Source organism: Bacillus sp. MRMR6 (assembly GCF_001940785.1).
In the GTDB taxonomy this organism is placed as follows: domain Bacteria; phylum Bacillota; class Bacilli; order Bacillales; family Cytobacillaceae; genus Neobacillus.
Map to the genome: position 1 here is coordinate 21,647 of NZ_MSLS01000030.1, position 15,845 is coordinate 37,491.

Here is a 15,845-nt window from a genome sequence, read left to right on the forward strand (position 1 = left end):
TCTCTTTCTCTTAAGCTAAACATAATTTACATTATAGGGAAAAAGCTAAGTGACAATCAAGGAATGGTGTCTGAACGGTTTTGAAATGAACGTTGGACCAGAGTAGTTTAAGTAAATTGAAAGGGATCCAAAGATTAACTTTGGATCCCTTCTCTTCTCTCTTATTTCATTAAGGCTTCAACAAGTTTATTTAAAACTTGCGTTTGTGTTTCAGTAAAATCTTTTCCGATCTTTGCTTTAACCTCATTAATATAAGCAGTCAGCTGGCCATTCGCTGCCTTCACATTCCCTCTTTCATCAGATGCTTTTGCTGAATCAAGTTTAGAAGTGAGTGAATTTAAAAGCTTGCTGTCTCCCCCATTCTCAGTCAAAAACAACCCGGTGAGTTTGCCAAGACGATCAAAATCAACAGCGACGTGAATTGTTAATGTTTGACTCGCTTTATTACCAGCATGATCTTCTGCTTCAACCTCAAATGAATGGGTTCCTAAACCTAGCTCATATGCAGGTATAGAAATTTCCTCACATGTAGAGGAGCTAACGCCTGATAGGCTGTCAGCTACCTGGCAAGTAATACTAATATATGCATCTACTCCAAATACCTTTTCTGTGTCCACTGAGAAAGTGATTTCTGGAGCTGTCTGGTCGATATTAATACTTACGGTTTTCTTTGATTCAATATTACCTGCGTGATCTTCACTCCAATAATCTAACACATGCTTTCCATCCTCTTTCAATTCAACACTATTTCCCTGTTGCTGGTCTGAACCATTTACAGAGTAATAGGTCGCCTTAACACCCGAGTGATAGTCATCAGCAGTGAAGTTTACCGTAACTGGACCATTGTACCAGCCATCTTTTTCATCCCCAACCACCACATGCTCTGTTTCAGGAGCAGTCACATCTGCTCTTTCTACTATATCAATGCTTGGTACAGGAGGTTTAGCCATTCCAGCACCAAGGAAGAAACTTGGATGCGGCGGCTGATTATAGCCAACATTTTGCCAAGCAATGGCTAATCGGTATTGAGAGTCATGCATCAAGGTATAAATTCTATGTTCTGTTTCCGCTGTCGTCATATATACTCTAAGTGCACTGCTGTCTTCTGTTCTCCAGATTACCTCTTCTCTCCAGTCGCCGAACAAATCAGCCTGAAGAACCGGAGTGCCTTTTGTCCCATTATTTGACAGTGTTCCATCTGCAGTTAGTAAATTTACTAGTTTACTATTTTGATAATCCCACTTGTCAATCGTTCCTACGCCTGTTCCAGTTGCGTCACTCCATTTGTGGTCTACTAACTCACGAAGTAAGTCGCCATCCCACCAAACGGCAAAGTTGCTGGATGGAATATTATCGGAGATTTTTTCTCCCTTTGCAGAATGAATGCCACCAACTTGACTGTTCCAAGCACCTGAAATGGCCCATGACTCTGCCCCTTCATATCTTGGATCAACATCTGCAGATACTCCGCGTCCTGTATCTTGCCCGGTTTTTACACCCCATAGGATTTCTCCTGTTTCGGCATCGCGCATATCATAGCCATACGGACCATCTTTAACCTCTTGAACAGCAAAGACTTCAAGCCCAGGTCTCGTTGGATCAAGATCGCTTACGTGAAGGGCATCTCCATGACCTAAGCCCGTAGTATACAGGCCTTTTCCATCATCATCAATCACCGCTTGACCGTATACAATTTCATCCTTACCATCTTTATCCACATCGGCAATACTTAAAGAATGGTAGCCTTGACCCGCGTAATCACGATGTCCTTCATCGTTAGAATCAAAAACCCATTGCTTTGTCAATTTGCCGTCTTTAAAATTGTAGGCAGCTAGTACTGTTCTAGTATAGTAACCACGTGCCATCACAATGCTTGGTGTCTCTCCATCCAAATAAGCCACACCTGCTAGGAAACGGTCAACACGGTTACCGTAAGTATCTCCCCATGCACCAACATCTCCTCTTGGAGGCTCGTATTCAGTCGTTGCCAATGCTTTACCAGTTTCACCCTCAAATACAGTTAAGTACTCTGCACCTTGTAGGACATAACCTGAACTGTAGCGGTGATCGGCATCTGCTCTGCCTATGACCGTTCCCTTGCCATCGATTGTTCCGTCAGCTGTTTTAAATACAACCTCTGATTTTCCATCACCATCAAAATCATATACTAGGAATTGAGTGTAGTGAGCTCCCGCACGAATATTTTTTCCTAAATCAATCCGCCACTTTAATGTGCCGTCCATTTCGTATGCGTCAATATACACATTACCGGTATAACCTGATTGAGAATTATCCTTTGAATTAGTAGGATCCCATTTAAGCACTAATTCATATTTTCCGTCTCCATCTAAGTCACCAACACTAGCATCATTGGCACGATAAGAATACGGATCACCAAGCGGTGTTACTCCATCTGCCGGTTTTTGAAGTGGTATGTCAAGATAATTTTGATTTAAGACAGTTGCGGTTTCTTGTGTTTTCCGCTCATTTCCATCAATTACCGCACGAACCTCATAAACAGACTCTGCTTTGCCTTCATTATCCACATAGTTTGTGCTGGAGGTAATTGGGCTGGTATTAATTTTCTCTCCATCTCGATACAAGTTAAAGCTAATGCTGTCTGGGTCTGTACCAAGCATTCTCCAGCTTATAAAAACACCCTCATCAGTTTTCATTGCAACTGGTGCACGATCAATGTCTTCCATTTGACGCTTTAATACCGTTACAGCCGGCGTCTCTAAAATCTCTGAAAGTTCTGATAGTCCACCTGCGTTAACGGCTGCTATTTTATAAAAATAAGGAATCGTTGTTAAGACCGTCTCGTCTTTGTAAGATGTAGTTTTCGACTTCCCAATGTACTCATAAGTGCCATTTTCTTTCTTAGAACGATACACGTTATAAGTTATGGCTCCATCTACCTGATTCCAGCTGAATGTTAGATCATTCTTATTGACTTCCCCAACCTTTAGGTTAGTTGGTACAGCAGGAACTGGGAGCGATTTGTCAATCATTATTACCTTTAGCGGCATTGATGGTACTGTTTCTACATTTGCATTGTCAACAGTAGTGACTACATATTCGTACTCCATCCCAACATCACTAGTCTCATCCTTGTATGATGGAGTAGTTGAGCTGCCGACTAGTGAATAGTCACCGGCACCGGCAACTTTGCGATAAACATTGTACTTAGCTGCTTCTTCAACCGCTTTCCATGAAATAGATGTATATGGCTGTTCAGCATCTAAAGAAAGCTCATCAACTTTAAGATTTGATGGTGCAATCAGTATTGGAGTAATTTCTAATCCATTTACAATCCCTGTTGAACCGCTGAAAAAGAAGTTCATCTGACCATCTTTAACAGAAACTTCTGGAATAACCCTGGTTGTATAGTTCCTGCTAGGTGCATTGATACTACCGTAATCTTGACCTTCAAAAGTCATATTCGTTCTCGCACTTCCTGAGAAGTCACCTACATAAACTTTCAAGGCGTAAAGTCCATTCGGTACATCAACATTAAATCTCCAGCCGATATTAAAATACCCTAGCCAATCGCGAAGAAGGTCTCCACCATCGCCGCGGTCACGGCCAATCATTCCTGTTGCATCGACAATTCCGTAGCCTCTTTCTGGAGTGTAGAGAGTTGATAGGTTAACACCTGTATAGCCTTCTGCAATAGGATTACCAGCCAAACCAAAATCAAATTTTAATGTTGCCTTTTTTGTCGTGAATTGTTTTACATCAGATAATTCTGAGTCACCCTTACCATTTACAGCAGATACAGCAACATCATAAGTTTTTCCTTCTTCCATTCCTGTAACATTAAGTCTAGGAAGAGTGGAAGTACCTACTAGTTTAAAGTCACTATCTGTTGATAGTTTACGGTAAACCCTATAAATATCAGCACCTTCTATTTCGTCCCAAGTTAATAGAGCCCCAGCATTACTTATACTGCTTACTACCACATTGCTTGGTTTTCCTGGGACGTTTGCTGGCGGCTCGATGCCAGTTACATAACTAGATAGTTGAATATTTAGACTTTTGATTTCATCTGATATCATACGTGCAAGCTGTATCGCTCCATATTCCTGGAAGTGAGTATTATCCTGTGAACCATTTGGAAATGCAGTATAAATGCCTGGATCCGTATGTAAAAATACAGATAATGTTCCTTCTGGTCCAACCGAATCGTAGTAAGCAACACTTCTTGCACTTAAATCAACAACCGCCACTTCTAATTCTGCCGCTACTTCCTTCATTCCTTGAACATACTCTGGAAAACTGACGTTAAATTTACCTGTTGTTGGATTAAAGTCACGTCTTCCAACCGGAGTCACGAGAATCGGAGTTGCACCACGCTGACGTGCACCGTTAATATATGTTTTTAAGTAATTTTTATAATCTGGCACGGACGCATAACGTTCAGGAATACTAACCGTTGCATCATTATGACCAAATTGGACGAGGAAATAGTCATTTGGTTTAACCTCTCTTAAAATAGCGTCCAAACGTCCCTCGTTGATAAATGATTTCGTACTTCTTCCGCCGATGGCATGGTTTTTAAACTCGACATCGGAGCTGAAAAAACGAGGAATCATCTGCCCCCATCCTGCTTCCGGGCGCCAATACTCATCATAGGTTTGCACAGTTGAGTCACCTGCAATATATACAGTAGGAAGCTCGCCTGCAATTCTTTCAGGTAGTTTTTCAATCATTAGACCATTTAACTTTGGATTGGATCCTGTTAATTCAAGATTTAATTGACCATCTACTAAGGCAAGTGCAAAGTTCCTCTCAATATACGAACCTGCTAGTACAGCTGTATCCTGTACTTTTTGTATATTTTCTGCCTTAATACCTACATTTGTTGCCTCCGTCTCATCCCCTGAGAAGATAGTGATAGAGTAATCACCATTCGGAAGGTCCACATTAAAGGTTGTCTCTTTTGTTGAGATAAAGTCTGATTTCAAGCGGTCTGAAGTTGCACGATCTTTAGAGGTTACCTTGGAGGAGTCAGCAAAACCGTATCCTGCTTCTGCCGAATAAACTGTGTCTGATGAAACTTTAGTAAAGCCCGCTTCAACAGCACTGGCTGCTGTACCGAAATCAAATTTTTTCGTGATAGATTGTTCATCTGCCAGTACTTGCAAAGGTACCGCAGGAACTGAGGTTAATAGCAGTATAAAACTAAGAATAACTGCAAAAAACTTTCTCCTATTTCTACTTTTCTTATCCAATATTTTTCTCCCCTTTTTCCTCAATTTCACTAGCTCATCTTCCAATAATAAAAAACCACCTCCATGATTTGGTAGATTTGACAGCGTTTACAATTGTAAATATTAGCCCGATTGTTCTATTTTTGATAGTAAGAAAACAGTCTATATCGTTTAAAAAACAGATATTTTAAATATTCAGTATATTTTACCCATCCATTCATGGGTAATTACGACTATATTAGGTTATGTACTGTATGTGTAACACTTTAAAAAAATGAAAACTGTTCCAAAAAATTTGGAACAGCCCTTTTTTACAATTAAAATTGTTTCAGTTTGAACGTTGCCGTACCTTCTTGCTGATTATATCTAGCATTTTTTATTTCCGTTATTTCACCTTGATCGGTAAGATAGTAGATTGTTATATTGCTATTACTTTCTCCCGATTTAAGATTATAGGGTACTTCTACTTCTATTACGTTGCCATTACTGTGTGTCACGTCCGTTAATTGTTTTCCGTCCAACATTAGACTAAAATCATAAACAGGATTACCATCACTTGTATCGTTAGGTACAGTTGACATGGTAAACACAAGTTTTTTAGATTCTTTGCTGATTTTTTTGCTTAATTCATTAACATCTATCGTAACAGAACCTAAATTTGTGCTAAAAGTTATCCGCTTAACTGACGTACCTTCAGCAGCCTTAATACTTTGCGAAGGTACAGCTACATCGAATTTATTTAATTCACTTCCTCCATTTACTTTCACAACAATATGGTTACCTTCCATCGATTGAGCAGCTAGACTCATTTCTTCTGCTGAAATGTTTACTACTGCCTTTTCCCCTTCTTGGTGTGCTAGAACATGAATAATCCCTTTATCAACCAAACGAGGTCCTGTAAGGATTTTTGGAACTGGCGGCTCAGCCATTCCATGACCTAAATAGAAACTAGTATGAGGCGGCTGATTATAAGCAACATTCTGCCAGGCAATACCTAAACGATAAATTGGGTCGTGCATAAGGGTATGGATTCGGTGTTCGGTTACAACAGTAGTGGTGTAAATTCTTAAGGCACTGCTATCCTCTAATCTCCAGATTGCTTCTTCTCTCCAATCGCCGAAGAGGTCAGCCTGCAGGACAGGGGTTCCTTTTGTTCCGTTGTTAGAGAACGTGCCATCAGCAGTGAGCAAATTAATGATCTTTTCATTCTCGTAATCCCACTTACTAATCGTTCCAACTCCGTTTGTCCCATCAAAGTTATGATCTAACAGTTCACGAAGCAAATCTCCGTCCCACCATATGGCGAAATTGGCTGGCGGAATATTATTAGATATTGGTTCACCTTTAGCTGAGAATAAATAACCATTTGTATCGTTCCATTCTCCGCCAATAGCCCATGCTTGTTCACCTGGGTATCTAGGGTCGATATTAGCAGATAATCCCCTGCCCGTATCTCTTCCCGTCTTTTTACCCCAAATGACTTCACCTGTAGCCGCATCTCTCATAGCTAAACCATATGGAGAGGAACCATTTTCAAAGACACTGAACACTTCTAATCCTGGTCTCTCTGGATCCAAGTCACCTAAATGCATCGCATCACCATGGCCAAAGCCTGAGTTATAAAGAGGACTGCCATCATGGTCAAGGGTCATTGCACCATAAACAATTTCATCTTTACCATCACCATCTACATCACCTACACTTAGGTTATGGTTTCCTTGTCCTCTATAGCTACTATTTCCAGGGTCACTTGTATCAAACTTCCAGAGTTTTGTTAGTTCTCCATCTCTCCAGTTATAGGCTGCAATTGCTGATTTCGCATAATAACCTCGAGCCATAATTAAACTTGGACGTTCCCCGTCAAGGTAGGCCACACCTGCTAGGAATCTTTCAGAACGATTACCAGTTCCGTCTCCCCAATCAGAAGTACTTCCTCGTTTTGGCTCATATTCAGTCGATACAAGTTCTTTACCTGTCATACCATCAAATATCGTCAGGAATTCAGGGCCTCTATAGATTCGTCCTGCAGTATCCCTGTGATCTGCATTTGGGTCACCAATCACCTTTCCTGCTGCATCAACGGAACCATCAGAGGTACGCATAGCCACTTCGGCTTTGCCATCTCCATCCAAGTCGTAGACCATAAATTGAGTATAATGTGCTCCTGCACGTATGTTCTTTCCAAGGTCAATTCTCCATAGGAGTTCACCATTCATCTTGTAAGCATCAACGTAGACATTTCCTGTATATCCGGTCCTTGAATTATCTTTAGAATTCTCAGGATCCCACTTTAAGATGAGCTCATACTCACCATCCCCATCTAAGTCAGCAGCACTTGCATCGTTAGCATTGTAGGAATAGCGGTCACCTTTTGGTGTAACACCATTAGCCGGTTTTTGCAGTGGCAGGTCAAAATACTGATTACTTTTGACTTTTGTTGACTCTGAACCAGCAAGAGTTTTGCCATCTGCCACAACACGGATTTTATAGATGGATTTTACTGTACCATCAGAATCTAAGAAATTTGTGCTGTTCTTAATCGGTTCACTATTAATCTTCTTTCCGTCACGATATAAATTAAATGCGATATCCTTTGGATCTGTACCTAATAGCCTCCATCCAATATAAATACCATTATCGGCCTTGACTGCAATGAGACCTCTATTTAATTTTTCCATTTGGCGATAATAATAAGTAGCGATTGGAACCTCTAGGACATCGGAAAATTCCGATAAGCCGCCCTCATTGACAGCTTTTACTTTGTAATAATAAGGCACATCGGTTAAAACATCGTTATCTATGAAACTAGTGGCCTTAGATTCGCCTGTTTGTACAAAGGTTCCATCTTTTTTATCAGAGCGATAAATGTAATAAAGCTTTGCACTGTCAGGTGATTCCCATGCCAGTTCGATTGAATGTCTCGTAGCATCTACATTTTTAAGCCGCTTAGGTGAACTTGGTACAGCAATATTTTCAACGTACATTTTGACAATCAGTTCCGAACTAAACTCAGATTCTGTGTTTCCAATTCCTTCGATAAGAGCGGTCACTACGTATGAATATGTCATTCCAGGTAATGCGTTTTCATCTGTAAAATCGGTCGAAACAGAATTGCCTACTTTTTGATAATCCTTTTCTCCAGAAAGCTTTCTATAAACGTTATAGCCAATTGCTTCTTCCACTTTATTCCATCTTAAGGAAACTGAGCTTTCAGGGAATAGGTTTTGTTCAGTTAAAGTGAGCCCATCAGGTGCACCAATAGTACGATTAGTATGAATGGTAAGGACTGTTTCCCCTGAAATATTTGTCCCATCCTCTGTTGTGGCGATAACCTTAACTTGGCCCCAATGCTTAGCTGATAACAAACCATAGGGGCTAATTTCAGCGAGTTCTGTCGGGTTTCCATTTAGGTCAAATACACTCCAAGTAACGGATCGATCTTTGGCAAATGCAGGAATTACATTGGCTGTCATTTGAAGTTTTTCACCTTCATTGACAATGGATTTTCCATTTACCCCGCCGACTAAAACAGCACTAGCCTGTACCGTTTCATTATTTAATTGAACTGGAGTGATTTCTATCCCATTTATCCGCCTGTCATTACCACCGACCGTGAATGTCATTTTCCTATCTGTTACTTCCGCTTTCCCTGTCAACTCAGCAAAATTACCACTGCTGCTGTTCATTGTTCCTAAATCAACATCTTGAACAGATATAGTCGTTTGGTTTGAAGCAATTGCGTCTCCTGCTAAAACTTTCACATCGTAAGACCCATTTGGAAGGTCAACTTCGAAGGTATAATCTTGGCTTCCTTGAAGAAGAACAAAATCTCTCAATAAATTATCTGAATGGCTTCTATCCCTTGATACGACAGTTTGATCCAGCCCATATCCTATTTCTGGTGAATAATGAGTGGCTTCAGTTACCCTTGCAAAACCAGTTTGAAGAGAACTAGAGCTTGTACCAAAATCAAATTTTAAATTCGGTTTATTCGTTGGCTTTAGGTTAATAATTTTTTCCCCTTTAACCTCGGAACCATCCATTGAACTGGCTACAATCTTCACCTTACCAGGGAAGTTTGCCGTAAGCACCCCATTACTATCAATAGACGCAAGACCAGTTTCGGTTCCATCGGTTTCATAGACATTCCAAGTGAGCCAAGGATAAGAAGCATTTTCTGGAGACAGGGTCGTCTGCATTTGCAGTGATTCTCCAACTAAAACTTCTTCTGTACCACCAGTTCCATTTACCGTAATTTGTTCAATTTTAATTGTTTCACCATTCTGCTCTAGCTGTGTAATCTCAATCACATTTATTCGGGTGTCATTCCCAGTAATGGTAAAAAGCATTTTTCCGTCTATTACCTTTATCGTACCGGTTAGTTCCTCAAACTCACCGCTTCCTGTATTGGTAGCACCTAATTCAACCGCCTCAACACTTACGGAGGTTTTATTTGATGCAATTGCATCTCCCGCACCAACTTTTACCTGATATGTGCCGTTTGGAACGTCAGCACGAAAGGTATAATTTTTGGCAGAACTTGTATCAAGAACAAAATCTCTTAAGAGGGCATCAGAATAGGATCGGTCGCGTGAAGCAATTTTCTTATTCAGACCAAATCCACTATCAGATGTATATATGGTGGACTCAGATACGCGTGTATATCCATCAGCAACAAGGCTCGATCCAGTACCAAAATCATACTTCCATGCCAGCTGTTCAGCAAAAACACGGTTTGTTCCAGTACCAATAAACGGTAATACTGAATAACACATGACAAAAAATGTTAGTAAAATTGATAAAATTTTATTGTTTCTCTTTCTCAAAAATCGCACCCTCCCCAATAGTACTTCAGTAATTTTCTGTTTCCCTACCCTCCCCCATTAGCCACATGGCTTAATACGGTATAGGTACTCATAAAATTCTGGTATGTATTATTCATAGGGTATTTATGAAACCGCTACCATTCAAACATAATAGCAGTATCAAGACATTGCTAACATATAAAAAACAGTACTCTTTGTTTAAAGTTCAGATATTTCAGTTTTTTATTTTTTTTCTGTTTTACTTTAAAAAGACTTGCTGACCTGCTCCTACCTTAACATGGTGACCGTTTACATCAAGCCAAACTGTGGTAGCTGTTGGATTATAAACAAAACGACTATCAGCTGCGAATTTTAGTGCTTGGAAGGCTTTCATATAATCTACAATTTCCAAATTTGTTGCGTACCAAATGTCATCTCGTCTTCCAATGTATTGACAAAAGTTTTCGATGACATTCCAATTTTGATCATTATCAAACTCATAGCTATGCCCCCACACATACATCATATACAAATATTGTTTTTTGTGAAGTTGGACAAACTCTTCTGCTAGATTTTGTAAATTCCGATTGTGATGACAGGTTGGATTCCATTCTAATAAATCATCTGGAATTGAGAAATTACCTGTACTATGAACGGTTCTCGCGTATTCAATCCCCAGGTAAGGAAGGATCTCTTTTATTAATTGATTATACGAACCATTCGGATAGGATAACCCTCTTACTGTATACCCTACTATGTTTTCTAGGCCTTTCCGATCTTCCATTATTTCCTCGATAATTTGCTCTTTAGGAGATCGTGCAATCGTTGGATGTGTAACCGTATGTGCTGAAACCTCATATCCTTCATAAAGCTCTGCCACTTCTTCCTGTGGAATCCGATCACCTTCTCCAAGCAGACCAGAATTAATATGAAAAGTACCTTTAATACCATATTGATTAAAAATCTCTACTAATTTTCGGTCAGCTGCCCGGCCATCGTCATAACTCATTGTTAACACCTTGTGCTTACCTTCTGGAAAAGCCAATACTACTTTTGGCATTACTACCACTCCCTGTCATTTCATTTTCTTATCTCTAACGATAAAAGAAGAACTAGTTTTCTTCAATGATACTATTTTATTTACTGAGATAGTAGAATTTTGCCAGTTTTGACTTTTTTGCCTTGTAAAGCTATCTGACAGAATGCACAATTTGTCGAGAAAAACCTTCTGTTTTCGAAATATTTCGGCAAGAATAGCTGGAATATTCTGTTATGTTAGTTTAGTAGTGATTAATACATAGAAAGGAAGATTATATGAAGAAACATGTTGCAGGTTGGCTAGCATTCTTAATGATGCTATCCATATTCACACAAACCGCCTTTCCGGCTCTAGCAAATGAAGCAGCAGAGTACGATGTGGTGAACCTTGAGGTTAGTCGAACGCTATTTTCACTTACAGAAGCTAGAACCGTTGAGGTACAAGCAGATTTGGGAGAGAATGTTGATTTAGGTCAACTAGAGTTCCTTTTTAACGGGAAGAGCATCTCTGAATTTAAAAAATGGTCTGGAGGTACAACCTATAACGGAGCTCCATTGATCACAGTTGTAAAACAACCATACGTTGAGGATGGGAAAGTTAAGGCGATTTTAGAGTTTGGACTTTTGTATAACACTATTAATCTATCCTCCAGAACAATCAGAACACAATATCAAAATTTTATCGGAAATTATGAATTAGCAATGGTCAGCCCTTCAAATGGGACAAAGGCTGAAGCGACTGTAAAACTCAATGTATATGATGAGTTTTTATTTTATGATGAAATCAAGCCAGCAATTGACCAAGTATTTAAACAAGCGGATGCTGATCCAGACAATAATCGATACCTGGAGTATCAAAGCCTTGGCAAGTCTGTAGAAGGTCGTGATTTACACTTTGTTATTTTAGCGAGGGATAAGTCAGCTATTGATAAATACTTAAATGAAACATTACCTGCAGCGTTAGATGATCCTGATAGTGTTATTAAATCAATCCAAAACGGTGCAATCGGCGATTACCAAGTTCCAATTTGGTTAAACAATATCCATCCAGACGAGGTGGAAGGTGTGGATGCATCAGTTGACTTGTTGAAGAAATTTGCCCTTGAAGATGAAATAACATTTAATACTTCAGAAAAAGGAAGCAAAGCTGTAGAACAAGTTACTTTGAATGTTGATGAAGTTCTTGATAATGTGATTTTCCTTTACATGTTTACAAACAACCCTGATGGAAGAGTTGCAAATACTAGAGCGAATGCTAATGGGTTTGACTTAAATCGTGATAACCACTATCAAACACAAGTTGAAACACAAGCTGTTACTCAAGTAATTGCAAAATGGACACCACTATCTTTCATTGATATGCATGGTTATGTAAATGGCTTTTTAATTGAGCCAACAACACCTCCGCATAATCCAAATTATGAGTATGACTTGCTTTACAACAATATGATTGCTGAAGCAAATGCAATGGGACAAGCTGGTATCGGCAACTCTAATCTAGATTCATACTTCATTCCAGCAGAAGATTGGGGCGATGGCTGGGATGATATGACGCCTGCTTATACGGCTACCTTTGCTATGCTTCATGGATCAATGGGACATACAGTTGAGGTACCTGCTTTAGGTCAAGACTCTTACCGAGCCATGGTAGGCACAGGGTTAGGTGCTACCTCATTTGTTATCGAGAATAAAGATGAATTGTATGAAAATCAGCTTGAGATTTTCAAACGTGGAGTAAACGGAGAGGATAACCGAGCTGTTGATGCATATTATATCAATGCTGCAGGGGAACCAATTGGGCGTATACGAGGAGAAAATGAAAACTTCTTCCCTCATTACTATGTCATCCCGACAAATGACAAGGAACAAAAGAACACTCTTGAAGCACATAAAATGGTAGACTATTTACTTCGTAATGGTGTAAAAGTTGAACAAACCACTAAAAATACGAATGTAAATGGAACGATGTATCCAAAAGGAACGTTTGTCATTCCTATGAACCAAGCGAAACGCGGTCTTGCAAACGCTATGCTTTATAAAGGTGACAATGTTTCTGACTGGGGAGCTATGTATGATCCGGTGGTTGTAAACTTCCCAGCATTAAGGGGCTTTGATGTAAAAGAAATCCGTGTGCCGGGTGCATTTGACAAAGTTACTGCTGAAGTTGAAACGGTAACCATTCCAACTGGCAAAATTGTCGGAAAAACACCTAAACAAGTTTTAGCAAATTCGAATAACGACACTATTAAACTAGTAAATGAGCTTCTTAAAAAAGGAGCAGTTGTCGAAAAAGCAACTGAAACAAAAGCTGGGGTCAATAGAGGAGACTTTATTGTCAGTACTAAGGACCTACAGCTATTTGGCCAAAACTATTATTTCGAAGCAACGTCACTAGGTACCTCCAATAATGTAAAAACCGAACAATTAAGTCTACCTAAGGTTGCAGTAACTGGTTCATCGCAATTAGCATTTTCACTGAAGGAGCTAGGATTTGATATAACCAATACAGCTAATGCCGATGTTATTGTCAGTGACAACAGCAGCTTTAGTCCATCTAGCATATCTGGTAAATCATTTATTGGGATTGGAGTTTCTACTTTAAATGCAGTTAAAAACAGCGGAGCACTTCCTGGGTATGATTTTGCCTACACGAAAAATGGTCATGAAGGACTTTTCAAAGCAGTGATTAACGATCATATGCTAACTTCTGGGTACCAAACAGATGAACTTCTTTATACAACTCAAGGTGCATGGATTACTTCCGTACCTAAAGATGCAGTGGTGTTGGCAACTTTCAATAATAATGAGGATTTCTATGTTTCAGGCTGGTGGCCTAGTAACGAGCGTGCAAAAGGCCAAACACTTGCCTTTACACAAAGCTTTGAGGACAGCACGATTACCCTGTTTGCGAACGACCTTGCCTTCAGAGCACATACTCAATACAGCTATCGTCTGTTAGCAAATAGCATCTTTGCTTCTGTTGGTACCGAGGTTCAAAAGAAAGGCAAAGGAAAACTCAAAGGTAAAGAAGTAAAAGTTCAGGATAACAAAATTGAAAAATCCTTACTCGAAATTGGCAGAGACCGAGATTAAAAATAGGATTTGATAAGGAGGTTCTCGGTTCTTGTGACGAGAACCTCTTGTTTTTACATAAAAAAAGCACCTCTAAAAGAGGCACTTTGATTACAAGCTATTTTGACACAGGAGCAAGAGAAACTTCCGGTGAAGTAACTTTGTCATAAAAATTAACGAAGTTATCACGATCTGCACTATCACGGTAAGCCATAGCGACACGTGGATGTTCATTTAGGACACCTGAAATCATGTAAGGAATGATATATCCCCACTCCCACTTTTGACGCATGTCGAGCATGTGCTTTTCAATAACTCCAAGTACAGGTTTTAGCTCATAGCTAGATTTTTGAATATAGCTGACCAAAAGCTCTGTATTACAGTTACCTGCAGCTCGTCCCATTCCATAAACAGAGGAATCTAAGAAAGTAACACCATTTCGAATGGCTGTTATGGTATTGGCAAATGCCAGCTGCATATTATTATGCGTATGAATCCCGAGCTGTTTATTGGGAATCATAGCTTGGAACTTTTTAATCAGATGTTCAATGTCTGTAGGGTCTAAGCTGCCAAAGGAATCAACAATATAGACAACGTCTACAGGACTTTCCTTTACCATTTCAAATGCTTTAATAAGCTGTTGTTCAGGTACGCTTGATAAAGCCATAATGTTTAGAGAAGTCTCATACCCCAGGTCATGGAACATCCTGACAAGTTCTAGTCCCTTATCAACTTCGCGAATATAACAAGCGACACGAATCATATCCAAGACACTTTGCTCACGTGGTAAAATATCATTCGGATCCACACGACCGATATCTACTAAGGCAGACAACTTCGTGAACTTTTTTACTGGAATAATTTCTTTAAGGAAGTTATCGTCAAGAAATCTCCATGGATTAGGCTCAGTGGCATTCAATAGCTTAGGGGAGTTCTTATAGCCAATCTCCATATATTCAACACCTGCAGCACTAAGACTATCGTACAAGTCTTGAACGAACTCAACGCTAAAGTCCCAATTGTTTATTAAACCTCCATCACGAATGGTGCAGTCGAGAATTTTACTACTTTGTCCCATGATTGTTAATTCCCCCTATTTTTTATAAAGAATTTAGCACTTTTATGTAATAAACTTTCCTATTGTGTTTGTTTATATCATGTTTTATTCGAATGTGTCAATTTTTTTCGATAATTCAATATACTAAAATATATACCTGCAGTTTTATGCATTTCTAGACAAAAAATCTGATATAAATTCCAAGGGCAATAAGCGATAGAGAAATGATGACCGCATAAATTAAAGTTAAATTGATTGTGTTTCTTTTCGTTGCCTCTCTATAGTTACCGTCTCCCTTTCCTGTAATTAATAATGTAGAAATAATAGATACTATTATAATAATAACTACTAAAGCATACATAATCTCCATATTTTCACCTCAGAGACATCTGAATATTATGTAATTATACCAAAAACAGGAAAGAATTTGAAGTTAAAAGACTTGCCTATTTCTTCTTAAAAATATCCTGCATTTATAAGAAAGGCTATGTTTAACTAGGCTGTTGATTTACGCTACAGGCGCTATGCTTTCCGCGGGCTCACCCGTGAGCCTATTACAGCTTCGCACCTGTGGGGTCTCACTCAGCTCGTACATCCGCAGGACAAGGAAGGCTACGGTAGCGAAACATCGCACGAAGAAAATGTGATTTTCATTTTCGA

At 39.4% G+C, this 15,845-nt stretch carries 5 protein-coding genes; 1 reads left to right on the top strand and 4 read right to left on the bottom strand.

Translation table 11 applies throughout. The features are described from left to right. Positions 1-161: 161 nt before the first annotated feature. The 3 genes from BTR25_RS28530 to BTR25_RS21015 all read right to left on the bottom strand — a co-directional run bounded on the left by BTR25_RS28530 (position 162) and on the right by BTR25_RS21015 (position 11,078). The gene (locus BTR25_RS28530; RefSeq protein ID WP_175596844.1) at positions 162-5,234 is read right to left on the bottom strand and encodes a rhamnogalacturonan lyase family protein; all 5,073 of its coding nucleotides are present in this window, start codon (positions 5,232-5,234) and stop codon (positions 162-164) included. 296 nt (positions 5,235-5,530) lie between these two features. Further along, the gene (locus BTR25_RS28535) at positions 5,531-10,039 is read right to left on the bottom strand and encodes a rhamnogalacturonan lyase family protein (protein ID WP_075689981.1); all 4,509 of its coding nucleotides are present in this window, start codon (positions 10,037-10,039) and stop codon (positions 5,531-5,533) included. A gap of 238 nt (positions 10,040-10,277) precedes the next feature. Beyond that, positions 10,278-11,078 carry a polysaccharide deacetylase family protein gene (locus tag BTR25_RS21015; protein ID WP_075689982.1) on the bottom strand — a complete coding sequence of 267 codons (801 nt, stop codon included), beginning with the start codon at positions 11,076-11,078 and terminating at the stop codon, positions 10,278-10,280. 254 nt (positions 11,079-11,332) lie between these two features. Between BTR25_RS21015 and BTR25_RS21020 the strand changes: the two genes are divergently transcribed. After that, positions 11,333-14,149, top strand: coding sequence for a M14 family metallopeptidase (locus tag BTR25_RS21020; protein ID WP_075689983.1), 2,817 nt, complete (start codon positions 11,333-11,335; stop codon positions 14,147-14,149). Positions 14,150-14,246: 97 nt separating this feature from the next. Here BTR25_RS21020 and BTR25_RS21025 read toward each other — a convergent pair whose 3' ends face one another. Beyond that, positions 14,247-15,206 (bottom strand): aldolase catalytic domain-containing protein, encoded by a 960-nt coding sequence (locus BTR25_RS21025; protein WP_075689984.1) that lies wholly within the window; start codon positions 15,204-15,206, stop codon positions 14,247-14,249. Between the last annotated feature and the right edge of the window lie 639 nt (positions 15,207-15,845).

Excerpts from the sequence above, each read along its gene's own strand:
- BTR25_RS21025 (WP_075689984.1), bottom strand. The coding sequence starts at position 15,206 with ATGGGACAAAGTAGTAAAATTCTCGACTGCACCATTCGTGATGGAGGT.
- BTR25_RS21020 (WP_075689983.1), top strand. The coding sequence starts at position 11,333 with ATGAAGAAACATGTTGCAGGTTGGCTAGCATTCTTAATGATGCTATCC.
- BTR25_RS21015 (WP_075689982.1), bottom strand. The coding sequence starts at position 11,078 with ATGCCAAAAGTAGTATTGGCTTTTCCAGAAGGTAAGCACAAGGTGTTA.